This window comes from Bifidobacterium hapali (assembly GCF_002259755.1).
Taxonomy (GTDB): Bacteria; Actinomycetota; Actinomycetes; order Actinomycetales; family Bifidobacteriaceae; genus Bifidobacterium; species Bifidobacterium hapali.
This window is the reverse complement of record NZ_MWWY01000049.1, coordinates 1-19,343: the sequence shown is the minus strand read 5'-3', so window position 1 is coordinate 19,343 and position 19,343 is coordinate 1. Positions and strand designations below refer to the sequence as shown.

General features: G+C 47.2%; 11 protein-coding genes and 1 pseudogene. 10 read left to right on the top strand and 2 right to left on the bottom strand.

Annotation, left to right across the window (positions count from 1 at the left end):
- Together BHAP_RS10800 and BHAP_RS10795 are read left to right on the top strand one after the other, a co-directional pair.
- Positions 1-734: IS3 family transposase (locus tag BHAP_RS10800; RefSeq protein WP_143248804.1), on the top strand; the 734-nt coding region annotated here is incomplete at its 5' end.
- A gap of 243 nt (positions 735-977) precedes the next feature.
- Positions 978-2,825: a DUF4012 domain-containing protein gene (locus BHAP_RS10795; protein ID WP_094730679.1), complete on the top strand. Its 1,848-nt coding sequence runs from the start codon at positions 978-980 to the stop codon at positions 2,823-2,825.
- A 533-nt stretch (positions 2,826-3,358) separates the two neighbouring features.
- On the opposite strand, the gene BHAP_RS10790 is transcribed toward BHAP_RS10795, so the two are convergent.
- On the bottom strand, positions 3,359-4,549 hold the full coding sequence (locus BHAP_RS10790) for an ATP-binding protein (RefSeq protein ID WP_094730678.1): 1,191 nt from the start codon (positions 4,547-4,549) through the stop codon (positions 3,359-3,361).
- A gap of 159 nt (positions 4,550-4,708) precedes the next feature.
- Here BHAP_RS10790 and BHAP_RS10785 point away from each other — a divergent pair, with 159 nt between their 5' ends.
- The 8 genes from BHAP_RS10785 (at position 4,709) to BHAP_RS10750 (ending at position 18,435) form a co-directional block, all read left to right on the top strand.
- Positions 4,709-6,124 (top strand): ATP-binding protein, encoded by a 1,416-nt coding sequence (locus BHAP_RS10785; RefSeq protein WP_143248803.1) that lies wholly within the window; start codon positions 4,709-4,711, stop codon positions 6,122-6,124.
- Between the two features lie 200 nt (positions 6,125-6,324).
- Positions 6,325-6,993, top strand: coding sequence for a helix-turn-helix domain-containing protein (locus BHAP_RS10780; RefSeq protein ID WP_158216481.1), 669 nt, complete (start codon positions 6,325-6,327; stop codon positions 6,991-6,993).
- Positions 6,971-8,284 (top strand): type II toxin-antitoxin system HipA family toxin, encoded by a 1,314-nt coding sequence (locus tag BHAP_RS10775; RefSeq protein ID WP_094730675.1) that lies wholly within the window; start codon positions 6,971-6,973, stop codon positions 8,282-8,284. Before BHAP_RS10780 ends, BHAP_RS10775 begins: the two co-directional genes overlap by 23 nt.
- A gap of 615 nt (positions 8,285-8,899) precedes the next feature.
- Positions 8,900-11,323 carry a DUF4143 domain-containing protein gene (locus tag BHAP_RS10770; protein ID WP_094730674.1) on the top strand — a complete coding sequence of 808 codons (2,424 nt, stop codon included), beginning with the start codon at positions 8,900-8,902 and terminating at the stop codon, positions 11,321-11,323.
- 144 nt (positions 11,324-11,467) lie between these two features.
- Complete coding sequence (locus tag BHAP_RS10765) at positions 11,468-12,433, top strand: Abi family protein (protein WP_094730673.1); 966 nt, start codon at positions 11,468-11,470, stop codon at positions 12,431-12,433.
- A gap of 1,008 nt (positions 12,434-13,441) precedes the next feature.
- Positions 13,442-14,437, top strand: a complete 996-nt coding sequence (locus BHAP_RS10760; RefSeq protein WP_094730672.1) for an AAA family ATPase — start codon at positions 13,442-13,444, stop codon at positions 14,435-14,437.
- Between the two features lie 10 nt (positions 14,438-14,447).
- Positions 14,448-17,045 carry a S8 family peptidase gene (locus BHAP_RS10755; protein WP_094730671.1) on the top strand — a complete coding sequence of 866 codons (2,598 nt, stop codon included), beginning with the start codon at positions 14,448-14,450 and terminating at the stop codon, positions 17,043-17,045.
- A 289-nt stretch (positions 17,046-17,334) separates the two neighbouring features.
- Positions 17,335-18,435, top strand: coding sequence for a hypothetical protein (locus BHAP_RS10750; protein ID WP_143248802.1), 1,101 nt, complete (start codon positions 17,335-17,337; stop codon positions 18,433-18,435).
- Between the two features lie 217 nt (positions 18,436-18,652).
- On the opposite strand, the pseudogene BHAP_RS10745 reads toward BHAP_RS10750, so the two are convergent.
- Positions 18,653-19,343: pseudogene (locus BHAP_RS10745) on the bottom strand (DDE-type integrase/transposase/recombinase); the annotation flags it as partial.

Genomic DNA, 19,343 nt, shown 5'->3' with positions numbered 1-19,343 from the left:
GGGGCCTGCTCGCATTGGTGCGCGAGGCGTTCGAGAACAGTAAACGCCGTTATGGGTACAAGCGCATCCACCTCGAACTCAGGAGCGCGGGCATCGTCGTCTCCGCGAAGCGCGTCATGCGGCTGATGACCCGCCATGGCATGGTGCCGGTGTTCAAGAGCGCGAAGCGCTACAGCTCGTACAAGGGAGAGATCGGCGGCGCGCCGGCCAATCTCGTCAACCGCGACTTTCACGCCGCGAATCCGAATGAGCTGTGGGTCACCGACATCACCGAGTTCTCGATCCCCGCGGGCAAGGTGTACCTGTCGCCGGTGATCGACTGCTACGACGGCATGCCGGTCGCCTGGACGATCGGCACCAGCCCCAACGCCGCATTGGCCAACGGGATGCTCGAGGACGCGTGCGCCACGCTCCGACCCGGTCAGACGCCCGTCATCCACTCCGACCGGGGATGCCACTACCGGTGGCCTGAATGGATTCGCATCTGCACGGATCATGGATTGACGAGGTCGATGAGCGCGAAGGGCTGCAGTCCGGACAACGCCGCCGCCGAGGGGTTCTTCGGCCGGCTCAAGCAAGAGTTCTTCCACAAGAGGAGCTTCCAGGGCGTCACGATCGACGAGTTCATTGCGATGCTGGACGAGTACATGGTCTGGTACCGGGACAAGCGCATCAAACTCGAATACGGGATGAGCATCATGGACAAGCGCATCCAGCTCGGGCTCGTCGCCTGAACACATGTGATATCGTTCTGAACGACCATTCAGACAACGAAGTCCAACAAAACGTCACCACCCCCGAAATACATTCTGAACGACCATTCAGACGACAAAGTCCGAGAAAACGTCATCATCCACTAAAATGAATCAATGCAGTGAAAACGATATAGAAGAGCGTGATGTAACATTGTCTGTCGGCGTAGAATCATCAAAGCGATATCACATTGAATATGTTCGAGTAGGTATTCAGGAGTATTGATGAGTAGACATGTTGTTGCAAGCCATAAATCAAGAAAACATACTCCTCAGCGTCGCATATGGCCTTGGGCATTGACACTAGTATTCGTAGCCCTTGCAGTGTTTGGCGGCGTTTCCGGTGTTTTCGGCTACCAATTTTATACGCAGGCTAGGCAGGTAAAGGAACATGAGGAGAATGCATTATCTCTCTTAAAAGGTGTTTCTGATTTGAATAGCCTCAATGATGTAGATGCCACTAACAAACAAATTTCACAAGCGCAACAAGAAACTGCCAAAGCTGTAGAAATTGCTCATAACAATTTATGGGATGCAGCTACAAAGATACCAAAATATGGCGATGATATTTCTGCAGTGCAGGGTATGACGATGGTGTTAAACGCACTGATGGAAGACTCTTTGCCAAAGTTTATGAAGCTGCTCTCTACAATTAAGAATACTAATTTGAGCAATGGTGAGGGAAGCCTCAACGTTCAACCGATTATCGAGGCGCAGAAGGATCTTAAAACCGCAAACGAATCACTACAGAAACAGGTAGAAGTTTATCTTGCATTGCCTGCACCGCATGTTGAGTTAGTCAGAAGTGCATACGAGTCTGGTGCCGTACAGTTAACAAAACTGGCTGATAAGGTGAATCAGTTGTCTAGGACGTTCCAGATTTTACCTGATTTTCTTGGTTCCGATCAGCCTCGCACATATGCTTTAATGTTGATGACCACCTCAGAGGAACGTTCCAGCGGAGGTCTTATTGGCTCGGTTGGTGTCGTCACTACTGATAACGGCAAAATTACGGTTGGTGATTTTCGTTCGAATTCTGACTACCTCGCGTATGGTACGGGTGATCCAACCGATGATGAATACCGTATTTTCAATACATGGGGACCATTGCATATGTCATTTGATATACGTGATCTTGCCGTGTATCCAGATTCATCTCGTGTTGCTGAAGGGATGCGTGCTATTTGGCAGCGTACTCCGTGGGGTGCCAATCAGCAGTTGGATGGTGTGATGTTGGCTGATCCTGTATTTTTACAGGAGCTCGTAAAAGTTACGGGAAATATCACCTTGTCTGATGGACGAGTGCTCAATGGTGACAATACAGCTGAGTTTTTGCTTAATACTGTTTACAAGGAGTATTCAGATCAGCAAACTGATGCATACTTTCAGCAGATCGCTGAGCAGACGCTCGGCACAATGTTTACAAACATCGATTTCAACAAGCTTATGAAATTAGGCGAAACAATGAGTGCGATGTCTGGAGATCGACATTTTTCCATGTATTCGTTTGATGAGAATATTGAGGCAGCCTACAGAAACGCTGGATTCACTGCTGAAACTCCGAACAGTGAAGAAAATCCAAAGATTGGTGTCTATGTTACTGAGCAAAATCCCTCGAAAATGGGATGGTATATTCATCGTACATCGAAGATTACACGTACAGGTTGTGATATTACTGGTTCACAGTCCTATCATGTTAAATATACGTTGACGAATACGCTTAACACTAATGATTGGTATTCTCTTCCGGAATACATCACCGGTGTTGTTAAAGATATTGCTTCTTATGGATACGAGAAGGTGTTGATATATGCTCCTGCTGGTGGTGATATCGCCACTGTCACAGCCACTGGAACTGGCGAAGTTTCTGATAACCGTAAAGAATCGCTTAATGGCAAGGCTATATATGCAAGTATCGCCAAGATCGCTCCTGGTCAATCAGTTACGTACTCATTCGATGTGACAACTTCTACCAAATCAATTTCTGACTTAGGAATTGATCAGACTCCGATGGGTTGGCTTGATTCAGCCGTCACAAAGGATGTATCTGCTTGCGCTATTGATGTTAAATAGCTGTAGGCCCGAAATTTTGCGCACTTTGGTTTGGGCTTGAGATGAAAGGGCTGGCTCGTGTCCTGTGTACGATTTTCTGTCGCCGAACAAAACAAATCGCGATTGGAAAGAGGACACGAAGCCATGTCACAGCAGATTCTACAGGTTGATCAGGCCATGTTGGAGATCACCCTGAATCGTATGGTCCGCAGGAGTGTTGAGGAACGTTGATCGACATGTATCTGGTCGGCTGGCCGCCGTGAACGAGCTGTTGCCGGAGGCCCGTTATCAGCGGTGCATGTTGCATTTCGAACGCATCGTGCTTGTGAAGAACCCAAAAACCGAGATTGGACCGCATCCCGGTCGAGGTCCCGAACCAGTGTGCTCCACCTGGTTGAGCCATGAGCTCGACGTGGGCGTGTAGTGCATGTGGAACCTAGGGTGCGCCCCGATCCACATCCTAACGGCGATTACTCGAAAGTCAAGGTTCATCGCAGGTTATGCTCGGCATTATTACCGTCGACTAACCAACGATACCATCACACCCAATCCATTCATCGCCGCTCATCATAAGTTTGATCTTCTGCTGGTTCCACTCGCCGAATGAACTCGCCCATTCCAGGTATTGAAAATGCCACTTTGCCGTGTTCTGGAGAATAAATAAGACCAAGTTCCATTAAAGCGGCTCTTGCAGTAGAAGCAGTACCAGGCTTCTGGAAACTACTCGCAATCAATGACGTAGATATTGGACCCTCATCATACTCGGCCATAAAACGAAGATAAGCTCGACCTGCAGGCGTAGAACGCTGCCATCTCGATATATACAATCCTTCATCAAGCATGTGCAGTGCCTCTGGAATACCTCGCGTTACGGCATCCGCATGTATCGGATTAGAATCCGACTCGTTCCATGCTGCAGCCCCATACGCCTGAATAAAATATGGGTACCCTTTAGAAAGATTAACAAGTTTCTCAAGGGAAGCATCATCAAAAGGACGACCATTTGCCTTTGCAGGTTTTTGAAAACCATCTTCAGTATCTTCTTGAGACAATCTGCCAATATGACGATATTCAAAAAGACGCTCAGCATATGACCGCGATTTAGCAAGTACACCCGGTAAATCAGGCAAGCCAGCGCCAATAATGTAAAACGGTAAATTCTCCTGTCCCATTTCATGCTGCATGGTAATTAAATCACCTAATGGTTCAGATGCCATTTCTTGCAGCTCATCAATGAACAGATACAATCCAAGATTATCTTTCTTTAATTCTTCACACATTCGCTCTATAAGCAACTGAAGCTTGTACGATTCAGTCACATACGACGCTGCAGACCGTTCAGCCAATGCTTTAACCCCAAGAAATTCAAACGATATAGATTCCACACTAGAAAATGCATTCATAAGACGCTGACGCAAATCAGGCTTCCCTATACGCGCAATCGCAAGCGGCAAGCCACGAAACAACTCATCATACGCTCTCTCCGCATTCTTCGTTGCTTCTATTTTAAAAGTAGCCATATGCTGTCTATCAGCGATTCCCTTCATATGAAGAAGAAGCACAGTCTTACCAATTCCCCTAAGACCATACAGAATAAGCCCACGGTCAAGACGTGCAAGTTTAGTGCGAGCTACCATACCATCCATGAGCTCAATCTCTTTCATACGACCTGCAAGTTCAGGCGGCTGTAACCCGACACCAGGCATAAACGGGTTAAGCGCTCGCAAAGTATAGTTTCCCGTCATTATTCTCCACATAAATACTTATAAATACTTATAAATACTTATAAATATATATAAATAATATCACAGATTCACCAGTGAAACTCAACATCCACCCCACAACCGCAATGCATCAACCATCACCGACAATAACCCGAAACCACACACCATCAAACATTCAGTTTGCTCTTCGCCGTGCGCCCCACCATACTGACCAGTGACGATCTTTTCGTGGTCGCCGTCAGCGTGGACGACTCCTCTCAACTAACCTGTATGAAGAACGGCAGGGTCGTTCATCGCGTACTGAAAGCGGACGGAGAGCCTGAAGTCGTCACCATGTATCCATATGAATTTGTTTCCCGCCTCTCGTCGATAGGCAGCTACGACTACAGCGCGCAACCGGCTCCCGAAGCGGCATTGTCGGACCTTGATTCACAAGCCAGAGACATGCTCAGGGAAGGAATAGCCAGAACGCACGCAGATGACGAGATACTGTCTCTGTCTGATGTCGACTTCGATGGAGCCTTGGGATTGACAACCAGTCAAACCCGGGACGGTGACACCGTACCGACGATTGCCGGAATCGTGATGATCGGCACCAAACAGGCACTCATGCATCGAGTGCCGACCGCAGTAACGACATTTCAGGTCATGCGAGATGGCTCTCCAGTTGTGGACGAGCGACTGAGAATGCCTCTGGTTCGTATGTTTCGACGTATCGAGGAACTTCTCACCCCGTGGAACATGCAAACAGAAATCATGCTAGGAACCCAGCATGCCAACTACAACACCTACGACAACGGAGCATTCCGCGAGGCCGTGGCCAACGCGTTCTGTCACCGAGATTACACCATCATGGCACCAGTACGATTCCAGCTAGACGAAATCGGACTCACCATAGCCAATCCGGGTGGGTTCATGCGAGGAGTCAATTTCAACAACCTGCTCACCGTTTCGCCGACACCACGGAATCCACGGCTGGCGGATATCCTGAAACGCTGCGGATACGTCGAACGCACAGGCCGCGGCATCGACCGCATTTTCGCAAGAACAGTTGCCTCGGGTCGCCCTCTGCCTGATTATTCTCAATCCACTTCCGAAGAGGTTGTTCTGTTCCTGCGTAACGCTACCGTGGACGAACCATTCGTGCACCTAGTCAACGACCTCTCCACGAAACGCGGAGCACCGCTGCCAGCTGAATCGTTGATCACGCTTGCAGCATTGCACCAATACGGGATGATGAACGAGGAAGAACTCACTAGGCGGACAAGTCTTGATCAGGAGCGCGTGTCTTTATCGCTGCACGACCTGTTATCGCTGAATGCAGTGATGTCCTACGGCAAAAATGTTTATGGACCACTCAACAAGAAGAATCGAGAATCCAATGAGCATACTGTTGCACAGTCAAATTCCGACCGCATCATCCAAATCCTTCAACTTTTGGGAGGCTCAGCATCCGTGCCACAGATCGCCAAACATTACGGCAAAAGCTACGCAACCACCCTGCGACTATTGAAACGAATGGAATCCGAAGGGCTGGTCAACCATCGCGGCAATACCAGAATGTCTGAATATTTTCTTGCAATGACAACAAACTAGTAGGAGTCCCAATGAACAAAGACGTAACCGCCAGGCCCGACGCGTGGTGAAAGTCCGAAAAGACCGGAGCCGGCTGTTCCTCGGGTCAGCCACCCCATGCGAACAAGCCACTTCGACTCTCAAAAGACTACAGCCAGCCACTATGTTAGAATTAGATAACATTAAATATAATGTTAGGTATTCCTAACGTAAGGACTGGTATGAAAATCACGAGTGATATTCGTTCAGTGCGGCAGTTGGCCGTCAGTCTGCGAGACGCTCGCACAGCCAGGGGGATAACGCAGGCCGAATTGGCCGAAAAGGCAGGAGTAAGCCGCCCTTGGATCAATCAATTTGAGCAGGGAAAACTTCGAAATGCGAGCATCAACAGGATTTTCACACTGTGTAGACTCCTTGGTGTCACTCCCAGCGTATCGTATGACGTTCCAGATGAGATGATAACCGATACTTATGATCAATCTTCACAAAACCAGATCGCCGAAAAACAGGACAGAGATGACACTTCCGCCGAGATTGAATCTCCCGTTGTCGACGACGCCACCGCACAGCAATCGACGAAGAAAAACAACACTCCTCCTTTCCCGTCATACGGGACAAAAGGATTACTGTCCAGCGCAGATTGGCAGGAGACTCTGAAGGAAATATCAAGGATCATTCCTCCTACCATCGACTCGAAATCTATATCTCATTTGGTACAACAGTGGGGCGATGCGAAGTCGCTATTTGGCGAATCGTACATTCGAGCGTTAAATAACCTTGATCTATCTCGTATCGCGATGGCAGACATATCCGCCAGCCCTCAAGAAAACGATCCCATGTCCGGAGAAGAAAACAGGGAGCCTCAACATGAACAAGATCAAAACGCTTGACGTGCTGCTTGAGGATTGCCACATCGGCGTATTGCAGGAGACTGAAACGGGCAAACATACCTTTACTTATGACTTGCTCACCCCAAGCGCTGCACAGTTGTCATTATCAATGCCCCGGCGGATTACTCCGTGGGAGGGAACTCCTGTCGAAGCCTACATCGACGGCATATTACCTGATGACTCCGCCATTAGACAACACATCGCGCGTACATATGGCGTCAATGCCCGCAATCCGTTTTCTCTACTGACCGCCGTTGGTCTCGACTGTGGAGGAGGTGTTCAATTCGTTGATCCCCACCGGCATGAGAAAGACTATTTAGAGGAACGCATTATTCCCATTAGTGAAGAACAAATTGGATTGCGTTTAACGAACATCACAAGCAACAGGCAATCGACTTGGCAGAGCTATGGGGAACATTGGTCATTAAACGGGGCTCAGGATAAAATCGCGCTCAGATTCACTGGCGGTCAGTGGTACGAAGTTGAAGGTACTGCAGCCACTACCCATATCATCAAACCGGGGATTCGCGGCTTGAAAGAACAGGCATTTAACGAATACCTATGCATGAAAACAGCGGAGAGACTCTCCCTGCCAGTGGCGCAATCAAACTATCAAATGTTTGGTCAGGTACCTGCGATCGTAAGCACCCGTTGGGATCGCCGGATTGATGATCATTCTGTTCCAGTATCAGTGACACGAATTCACCAAGAGGATATGTGCCAAGCCATGAGTGTAATGACCAGCCATAAGTACCAATCTGATGGCGGCCCAGGAGCCGTGGATATTGTAGATTTTCTGCGGAACAATGGGTTCCCCGAAGATGATGTCGAATTCTTTTTCCGAGCGTTGGTCTTCAACTATTTGATTGCCGGATCGGATGCTCACGCAAAAAACTACGCGATTCTAGAACCGGTTGGTCAACTGCCGCGATTGGCACCTCTATATGACTTGGCATCAATGTTTGCATACGATACAGCGCGCAGAGAACGCAAGCTGGCTATGAGCATCGGGAACGAGTACTCATGGGAACGCATCGATTTGCGCCATTGGCGTCGATTTGCTGAATCATGTCTCGGTCATGATGACTGGAGTATGCTCTCACATGCTCTGATTGATCTCTCCATCCGTACGCTTCCTGCGTTTCTTCAGTCATCGGCTGAAGCGTTGGCCGATCTGTCGAAGTTGACGACGGATGGGCAAGAAGACAAGATTGAACTCATACATCGTATTCGCGATGGCATTTCCAGACAAAGCAGCAAAGTCTTACAGTGGTTCTCAAAAGATGTGTAATACGCAGTCAAGGAGCTCTTCCGGTCGACGTGCCGCTACCTCGCGGGAACAGGCAACGAATTTCGTGAACCTGTACACGCTCACACCATCCCAACTGGAGTCGGCCACACAAGTCGCGTCACTGTCTGAATTCAGTATCACATTCTTTCCCACCCTTCGGTTTGGTAGTGCTTTTCCGCAGGTTCGGCAGTGTCCGTGGGTAGTGTGGGGAGCATCGGCTCGCTGCCTGTATATTCCCGAGTGTCAATCAGATTGGCTTTGACCGGCTACCGCTTGCGCGTGTTCAATTGAAAGTGGGCCGTTGTGAACGTTGGGAAGTTTTTACTCAGAGCCACGCATATTTACGGCGGACATGTGGCGGAGATTGGCAACCTGTTCACGGATGAACCCGAATAGACATCATATTTTAGATACCATATTTAGTGCATTATTCCATTGCAGACACTAGATGTACGGAGTGTCCTGCATCTTTACGAAAGGCGATATGTTCGCTAGCGCTATGCAAAGGCGCTAGTAAGAATGCTAAGACATCACTAGACTATAACCAACACTCAATGTAATAAAAATAGTACATCGAATGCTGTTTTTCTTCGATGAATGATATATTATTCAACTATGGCATCATATATTTCCAGGCCATTGGCACAAATACTCAAACAAACGCGAGCGAAAGTGCTCGTACTCGAAGGGGCACGAGCAGTTGGCAAAACTATGCTTGTTCAACGAGAGCTGCCAGAATTTCATTACGAATCCTTGGCAGACGAAAGCACATATCGTTATGCAAAGCACCATTTGCGCGACTGGCTAAGTTCATTGCCGTCTGGCACAATTATTGACGAAGCTCAACGCATTAGCGGTCTTCCACTTGCGATCAAAGGTATAGTGGATAGTACTACAGATATGTCTACACAGTTCATACTTACCGGTTCTGCGTCCATTACGCGCAACGGACTGGACGGACAAGATCCACTGACCCGGCGGTCACGAAGATTTACCCTAAGCCCACTCACTCGAAATGAGTTTTATGGCAATGCATCGGTAAGTATTGTAGATAAATTATGGTCATACATTCCGAATTTGGAATATCGTTCTGCAACATCATTATCTGATCTCAAACTCTACATAGAGATTGGAGGATTCCCCTCTTACATTGTGGATAATGCTTTCATCACTCAGTCAGAACGTCAACTGAAAATTCGAGATGATCTTAATAATGTACTTGGGGACACTATTCTGCCAGACGAATATCTTGACCGATCAATTGCACAGTCTGTATTGCAGGAATTGTTGGCAACACCTGGAGGTATTCTTAACCTCAAACGAACTGCAGATCTTGTGCACATAGATGCACGCACTGTAGAACGTTATGTCAGCATCTTCGCTAACCGTTTTCTTATTCATACCTTACCGAATCTGAAAACAACAGCCAATCGTCAGGTCCTTGCACGATCAAAAGTGCATCCGCTAGATACTTCGTTTTCGATTGCGACATTTTTACGTAGTGGGAAAGACTTAGATCAAGACCATGCATTGTTTGGACAGGTATTCGAATCATATGTAATCAATCAGATTGTGCCCGAAACACAGTGGGCTAACAATCAACCAGAAGCGTTCTACTGGAGAGAAAGTGGTTCAAAGCCTAAAGAAGTTGACCTTGTATTACTCAAAGATCACGAACTCATTGGGATTGAAGTTAAATCAAATAGTACGGTCGATCGCAATGATTTTGCAGGATTAGCCCAATTACGCGCAAAAGATAACCGCTTCAAACGTGGTTATGTTGTGTACTGTGGGTCAAATATTGTCAAGTTTAGCGATGATATGTGGGCAATTCCTGTTTCCACACTGTGGGACAGTGACGGATTCAATGTCCCTCCAGCTATCAATCATACTGGCAATACAGTCATCTCTACTAAAGCGATTGCAATGTCTCAAAACGATCGAATAAATATTATGTCTGAACTAGATTATGATGCTAATATCTTTTTAAGCTATCGCCACCAAGATAACGATTATCTCAATAACGCCATTATTGAAATGGCGCAAAATCTAGTCAAAGCATATGAATATCAAACTGGCAGAAAACTACATCTATTTGTTGATACAGATATTCATTGGGGCGAGAATTGGCAAAAAACGCTAAATACAAACATTTCAAAAGCTAATATTCTTCTTGCAGCGGTAACTCCAATGTATCTGAAAAGTGACGCGTGCCGAAAGGAATTACTTGACTTCAACGCACGCACTAGCTCAAATCATGGAAATAAAATTTTATCTATGATTTGGCAGAACCTCGACAACCTTCCAGATAAAGGTCAAGATCCAGTACGAAATATCATCCGAGAACGTCAGTTTATTTCTGTTGAGGATTTGGCATATGAGCCATCTGATACTCCCAACTATAAAAAAAGACTAGCAGAGATAGCATCTAAGCTTCAAGTTACCATCAAAGAGCAAAATTCACAAATCGACAAGGTAACAAGCGTCGACAATTCCAATAAAGAAGTGGGAAAAGATTATCTTTCATCACTATCAGAAGCTGAAAAATCAGCTGCCAATATGAGCGCGTACGTAACCGACTTCACACAATCATTAAATAACCTCCTCAACCGATTAAAAGATAATCAAGTTCCGAAAAATCCATCTGCCACCGATTTAGTGAATTGGAGTAATCGCATTACTACCGAATCACAAAAAGACATCCATACGCTTGACGCAAGTATAGAACATATTTCAGAAATTTGGAATCAGTATTACATTGCTTTAAAACTATATACTGATCAGATTGAGTCTATGCCATCGGGTGCATTGCGTAATCAACAGATAAATGCGATGAAGAATAATCTTGATCAACTAATTCAATCATTTACTATTCCAGATGAAATTTATCAAACCATTTCTATAATGAATATGTTCGGGAATCTCGTAAGACCACTGTTGCCAGTGACAACAAGCATTAGTAACGCTATTACATTCTTTTCCACCCTTCGAACACAAACTTTATCTCTTCGAGATCGAATCAATAATCTACAAAGATGATTAATTAACCTTATTTAAAAGATACCATATAATTTCTTTAATATGGAAACAATCAAGATCTTTCGATAGTTTGAGAGGTCAGTTTTTCGCAGTCATTGTAAGTATTTGCATTAGGCAGCACAATTGTATTGAAAGAAAATTCAAATGTCATGTGTAGATATTATAGAAGCATTCATCAATATAATCATTGCTATAGCAACCGTTTATGCAGCTATATCTGCCACTTGCACTGCGGCGAAGTCTAATGAAATCGCAAAACAGTCTTTTGCGATTGCTAAACGAGCTTATGTGCATAGTCAATCTGACAAAATATCAGTATGGCTAGCTCCAGGCAAATATGGCGCTGACATTATTCTTCGCAACGGTTCGGAACTGCGGATGCTGGTATTCGACGGAATCGTCACCATCGAGATCTATCTCAAAAGCTTCCTCGCCTATGAGCTATCGGTATTCGGCGGCGAATTCGGCTACATGACACGGGAAGGACTCCCGGGGTTGAGCTATGACGACCATCTGGCTTGCCTTTCCTCGTTGCGTCCGACATTCACCAAATCGAATCTTCCATACCTCAAGCATTTCCGTAGCACCTACAGCAATCCGTTGCCTCCGTACTGGATGATCGTCGGATGCTTGAGCTATGGAACACTCAAGGAGAACTTCTACCAAGGCGCGCCAGACTATATCAAGAGAAAGCTGGCCACCAAGCTGCATATCTTCAACCCCAACCCGAATCCCGCCGTACGCGGCGACGCCAAAATCCTCTCCAATTGGCTTGAGACTATCCGACAGGCCCGGAACATGACCGCGCATCACGATCGCTTCTGGAACGAAACCAGCACCCGTATCGCGCCGAAACTGCCGAAGCATCGCAGCGGATCCCATGCAAAGGATTGGTGGGGCAATGATTGGGATATCTTCCGCAGGTCTTCCGGCCCCGCTGCGTTCCTCACCATGGAGAACTACCTGACGTCCCGGATCGACGGACCCGCATGGACGGAGAAATTCATCTCCCTCATGGATAGGTACCCTCAGATTCCGAAGTCCGACATGGGATTCCCTGACGAATGGAGAATGTCGCCACTGTGGCAAATCGATAGCTCAGCTCATTGACGAGGCATCCTAATTGCATAAACGGAAATATGCCTTCACGGGGACGTGAAGATTCAATGAAATCACCACTTCTTCGAGACATATTCGTGAGTTAAGCGCTCTTAATAAATGATCCTGAATTGCTAGGTGGTATCGTCTCATGCGCGGGTCTTGCGGCTCAGTGTGGGCAGGAGCGTGGCAGGGTTGCGACCGTGACCGGAGTGCCCCCGTACACGTGTGGCAGTCTGGCGCAAGTACGCCCATCTTGCGTATCGTCACGTCGAACGTGCGTAACCCGACGTCCAACGTCCAGCCGCACACACACGAGGAACCGGCGAGGTGAGGTAGTAGTTGCCATCGATCGGGCCGATGTTCATCTTCTCATTACACGCTGAAGTGGACTAAAACCTGCCGCTCACATGGACACTATCCACACGCTCACACGGCCCAATTTCAATTGAACACACACAGCCGACAAATCGTCGACCCTCAGAACTTGCGCACCGTCGGCTCGCTGACCTGCTCGCTACGCGCGATCGACGCGATGGACTCGCCATTCCTGCGCCGCATACGGATAGACTGGATTTTGGGCATGCTGATCATTGCCTTTCCGGACCTTTCCCGAATGGATTCGAAGCACCATCAGGCTAAGGCCCACGGGTGGTCGGCATGCCTTTCTGCCTAAACCCGAAAAAACTACATGACTACAACCTCAACATCCAATTGAACACATACAAAACTACGCGATTCTAGAACCGATTGGTCAACCACCGCGATTCACCAGTGAAACTTAACGCCCGCCCCACAACCGCAATGCCTCCGACCATCACCGACAATAACCTGAAACCACACACCATCAAACACTCAATTTGCTCTTCGCTATGCGCCACACCATGCAGCGCCACACCATGCAGGAATATGCCTGCTAAAGGGTAGAATTTGACAAACCTGAAAATAAACTATGATATCGTCTGCTTCAGTATGTGCTACTGGAGCATGCTCGCATGTTATCTGGTAGAAGGAACGGTTATGGCAACGCAAGAACAAATTCGGGCTTTGCTCGAAAGTCACGCTGAGGGAGACGACAAGCGTTTCACCTCAGTGTCGCTCCAGCTTGCCGCTCAAGCTGCGCGTAGCGGACAAAGCCGATTCGCTTCCGAACTCAAGCAGCTTGTTAATACAATGCGCAGCAATTCCGGAAAGAATACAAGGCTTGCTGTCAATACGAACGCAACTCAAGCCTCGTTAGGTAGTATCTCCGGATATGTTGCCATGTCTTTCCCGAATGCACGCTTATCAGATCTCGTTTTATCAGACCACGTCAAACATGCTATAGAGCGGTTGCTGTTGGAGCAACGCCAACGAGATAATCTCAAGATTCAAGGGCTTCATCCTGATTCACATGTCTTGCTGATCGGAGCGCCTGGCACAGGAAAAACCAGTACAGCACGGGTTATCGCAGGTGAATTGGGACTGCCATTGTATACGGTCCGCTTGGAGACGGTGATTTCGAAGTATATGGGAGAAACTGCAGCCAAGTTAAAATCTATCTTCGATTTTGCTGTAACTTCCCGTGGAGTGTATTTCTTCGATGAAGTGGACGCACTGGCGGTTAAACGCACTGCAGAGAATGATGTAGGCGAAATGCGTCGCGTCTTAAGTTCCTTCCTGCAATTCCTAGAGGAAGAGACGTCCGAGAGCATTATTCTTGCTGCGACGAATAATCCTCAACTGCTAGATTCTGCCATTTTCCGTCGTTTTGATTTAATTATCGAATACGGATTGCCTGACGCCAAGGGCATCGAACATTTGATAAGGAACCGTCTTATTGGAGCTACTCTGTCTCGTATTGCTTGGACGAAAGTTAGTGATAGGGCGAAGGATCTTAGTCCTGCCGAAATCTGTATGGCAGCCGAAGATGCAGCTAAAGACACATTACTTTCCGGACGCGAGAAAGTAACTACAGACGATTTGCTGAAGGCTTTAGATCGTCGACATTCTATTGCGACGCGTTATATAAAGTAAAGAGGAAAAGATGCCGGCAACAACCCACAAAGATCACATCATCGTACATTCGCGGCCACAATCCGAAGATTTCCGTCCGCGAAATGCTGGCTCGAGCGAGAAGGAATATTCGATTCCTGAAAACCGGGTTTCGCATGGCAAAACACTGATCCAAGCCTATGAAAAGGCGCTCGAGGAACAGCGAGATCATACTGATGACGGGTTTCGCATGTTGTTCTCATCTCAGCCAGATGAAGATATGCCCTTGCAATCTTTGGAACGTGCAGAAGCCGGACAAGTACAGCTGCTGTCATCCTACTTCACTGTATCTGGCACTGAAAAAGATGCGCAGAAAACGTTACATGCCAATGTATATATCCCCTCAAACCGAAAGGATTATATCGGCAAGAAACTGCGGTCGTATGTGCAAACAGCGCTCGACGAAAGTAACAACAAACCAGCGAATGCCAATCTTGTGGATCGCATCGCATCTATACGTTCCGCCAGAGCGCGCGATTTATGGACTGACGTTTTTACAGAATTTCCATCTAATGAGGACCAGAAATACTGGTGGGAGGTTTGGCTCATCAACGCAAAGCGAGACACAGTCGAACGCTTTAAGAAATTCGTCGATCAGAATGGGCTTCAGACTAGTGGGCACTATCTTGGATTTGCTGACCGGTCAGTGATTCTGGTTGAGGCCACAGCTCAACAGCTCGATCAAGCTAGCAGTTTGCTTGGCATTCTTGCGGAGTTGAGGAAGCCGCACGATACCGCAGAATTCATTGAGAATTTAGAGCCAAAAGAGCAAAAAGAATGGGCCGATGATGTGTTATCTCGTGTAATGCCGGCTAGCAATAATGCACCTACGGTGTGCATATTAGATAAAGGCGTTCAACGAGAGCATCCTCTGCTTAGAGATTCTTTGGATGCAAACGATGTGTTGTCAGCTTACTCGGATTCTAATGATCTAAATTGGAGTCCGAGTCCTCCACGATATGCGCAAGGCGAAGATGCTCACGGTACCGAAATGGCTGGTCTTGCCCTTTATGGAGACTTGGGTAAAATTGTGCAGTCCAGTGGTCCTATCCCGCTTAATCACCGTCTGGAGTCGGTCCGCATCTTACCGGTAAGAGGGCAGAATAAACCCGCTCATTATGCGGATATTACTGCTTCGGCAGCCAGTGTGGTCGAACAACACACTCAGTCTAACCACCGACGCACGTATATGATGGCTGTTACTAGTTCGGAGCATGAAGAACCTGATTACAGCGCTGGACAGCCGACTTCATGGTCTTCTGCGATTGATGCGCTCAGTTTTGGGCAATCAATCCAATATGCAGATAACGACGAACATTTTGCTGTCTTGTCGCGTGAGCCTAAGGAGAGACATCCGCGCCTGTTTGTGATCTCTGCGGGGAACCTTAATATCATGCGTGATGATTATCAGACTGACGATCCGCATAGCGAATCGGATACTGAACCCGTTGGAGATCCAGCTCAATCATGGAATGCACTCACTGTTGGCGCTTACGCGAATGACGATAGAATCCCGATTAGACGAGACGACTGTTATAAAGGATACAGTCCTTTGTCACCGTCCGGAGATTTGCTGGCTACCAGTCGTACTTCTGTGATGTTTGATCGGAATAAGTGGCCGATCAAACCAGACGTTGTCGCTTCTGGCGGTAATTATGTTGCCCAGCCCGGAGGAACACCAGATTTTATTCCAGAGCTAGGGATTTTGACGACTAGGTTCTTTTCAGCTGGAAACGGCTTGTTCACTGTTACGAAGGATACTTCTGCTGCCACAGCTCAGGTGGCTGCCATTGCCGCGCAGATTCAAGCCAAATATCCTAAGCTTCGTCCGGAAACTGTACGCGCATTGATTGTTCACTCTGCAGAATGGACTGATGAAATGCGTAAGCAATTCGACGAGGATTCTGAAACGTGCCTCCGTCGCTATGGCATGGGAATCCCTGATATTGAACGCGCTTTGTACAGTGCTTCCAATGCAACGACATTAGTTACTGAGAGCGTGATCCATCCTTATCGGAAAAGCTCAAATGGCACAAACTATATATCACGGGAAATGAATATTCACCAGCTACCTTGGCCGAAAACTGCGTTGGAAGCACTTGGGAATCAACAGGTTCAGCTGCGCTTGACTTTATCGTATTTCATTGAGCCGAACCCCAGTAGACGCGGTTGGAATGGTCGATACACTTATCCTTCGTTTGGCCTCCATTTTGCGCTGCAACGTCGAAATGAAACGATGTATCAATTCAGAAGACGTCTGAATGAAAACGTTGAAAGACGGGGAATGGAGTCCATTGCTGAACGAGATTCCGCACACTTCATCCTGTCTGATAGACAGGAACGCGAGCCTGGTTCGATTCGTTCATGCATATGGGAGGGACCGGCTATCGATATTGCACAGACTAATGCTGTTGCAATAATGCCGACAAATGGTTGGTGGAAAGAACGACCTCAATTTGACCAAAGCAATGTCGGAGTTCATTATTCTCTCATCATGAGCTTGCAGACAGCATCCACTGATGTGGACTTGTGGACAGAAATCAATAATGCGAATGTAATCGCAACACCGACAATATCGACAGCATGGTAACTTCTGTCTGATACCGATTGACAGTAAGATGAAAGGGTGCGTTGAGAACGTTACGATTCCGACGCACCTTTAAAATGGATGAATAATACTGTTTAAAAGTGGCGTCAGGCTACGACGATTATCATCGTGGGGACATGAGGCGGATGATAGCCGGCAGGATGATGAATATGCTGTTAAGCCAAAGATGGTTAAAGAACACTTACGCAGCAAGTAGCCGATAACCGCCGAAAACGGAAAGTGATTTTAATAGATAAAAACACAACTGAATATCTTCTAACATTGGAGCGATATGAATTGCATTGGAAGACCTCAAGAATTATTTGCCAGACACTTCTTTGAAGGGGCACACTGGCATGCAGCCAAGGTCAATACTTATACGAAACAACGCTTCGAAGCGCAGAATCCAGAAATAACTGGATATGATGCATGCTACTCTGCAGGAGCATGCATTGAAATGTTTATTTATGGCACTATTATTCTGTACAATCCAATAGATCTGATTCAAGGGAAATCAAAGAAAAAACAAAGAGCTGATAGACAGACTTTAACCAATCTCGTAAACGGCACGATCAATATAGAAAATCTTATCAATATACAAGCCGATAATGCAGGGACTTTACTGCATACAGTAATGCAAATATGGTTCAATAATTCTTCCACTGACTCTGGCATCGGCATGATAATGAAAAACCTATTAGCCGCCCGCAATGATGTTGTTCATAGGAATCATCTTGTAAATGATCCTAATTACACTATTGCACAATACTGCGTTTTTCGTGATTACATACGAAATAATTTTACTCCTAGCTCACTTGAGTACCAGAGTTTATTTAACGCTGATTTCTATAATAATTCAGCGATGGTTGAGCTACTCAAAATACAAATAGCGAGCAATAAAAATGACTTTAACTCTATAAAAGATACAATAGATTTTCAAAGGAAATATATTGATAAAATAGGTAATATAAAATCCGCAAACTACCATTTCCTAGAAGATAATAAATCAGAAAAGCATGCATCACAAAAAACAACCATAGACCAGTGCCCCATATGCGAATTCCCATGCTTTATGACAGAACAATACAACGGAATAGCTACTGCTTGGCTCGGAGAACCTAACAACAGTTCTTCTACGTTAATTACATATCTTAATTACAAGAACGGTAAACGTCTTAGCACTAAAATTCTAGAATGCCCAGCATGTGGTCTGACTTGGACGGATGACACGTTATCTTACTACAAAGAAATCGGAACTCTTAAACCAATGATTGCAGCGATAGACACCAAAAACATTAAAAGCATCAAAACACAAATACTTAATCTTGTAGCAGATTTGTTAAACAATTCGAATAATAATCTGAATCAATACACCTCCCCTACCCATGCATAACATCATCAAGATCGGTCATGAGTTATTAATAATCATGAACACCGACGATAATGCGACTACTACAGGCTGCGTTACACTAGATTATCTTGGAAATATTCCTCTGATCATACGAGTTTCATGCAAGATAACAAACTACTTGTCATACCAATCGAGGTGCCTCATTTGAAAGTGAGCGCGTAATCCGGAGTGGTGCCTCACTTAGGGTGAGCGCGATATCCTAGTCCTTATCGGCTGGTGGGGTTTCGTTGTCTTCCGGTTCGACGCCCGCGATCCGGGCGAGCGTCTTGTTCAAGTATGCCATGTCCGGGCCCGAGCGTCTGGCCAGCCGCGCGGTGCGCGGGGCGGCCATGTCCTCGAGCCGGTCTTGGATGTCGTGGATGCGGCGGACGAGTTCGGCGGGGTTCACGGTCGCGAGCGTGCGTTCGATCTCCTCGCGCTTGTCGTCGGGGATGAAGCCGGGGCCGCCCGCGGCCCTATCTTGGTCGTCGAACTCCTTGAGCCGCTCCCATGGTGTGCGCGGCCTGTCGTAGACGCGGCGGGGGCGTCCGTCCCGTGTGCTTTCGCGCGCGATGGGTTTCTTGGACGGGGTGAACAGGTTGGCCTTGACACGCACCAGTTCCCACAGCTCGTTGAGCAGGTCGAGCTCGTCGGCGGTGTACCGGTAGTAGAACGCGTGGCGGCGCACGACGTGGTTGTTCCTGGACTCGACGGTGGCCTGGTCGTTCTTCCTGTACGGGCGGCTTCTGGTCTGCTCGATGTCGCGCTCGTGCAGCCACGCGATCAGGTCCCGGTTGATGAACTCGCTGCCGTTGTCCGAGTCGTAGGAGCGGATGCGCAACGGCAGGCGGGACTCGATCAGCGCCTGCGCCCTGGAGAAGTTCGCGAACGCGTTGTTCCTGCACGACGCG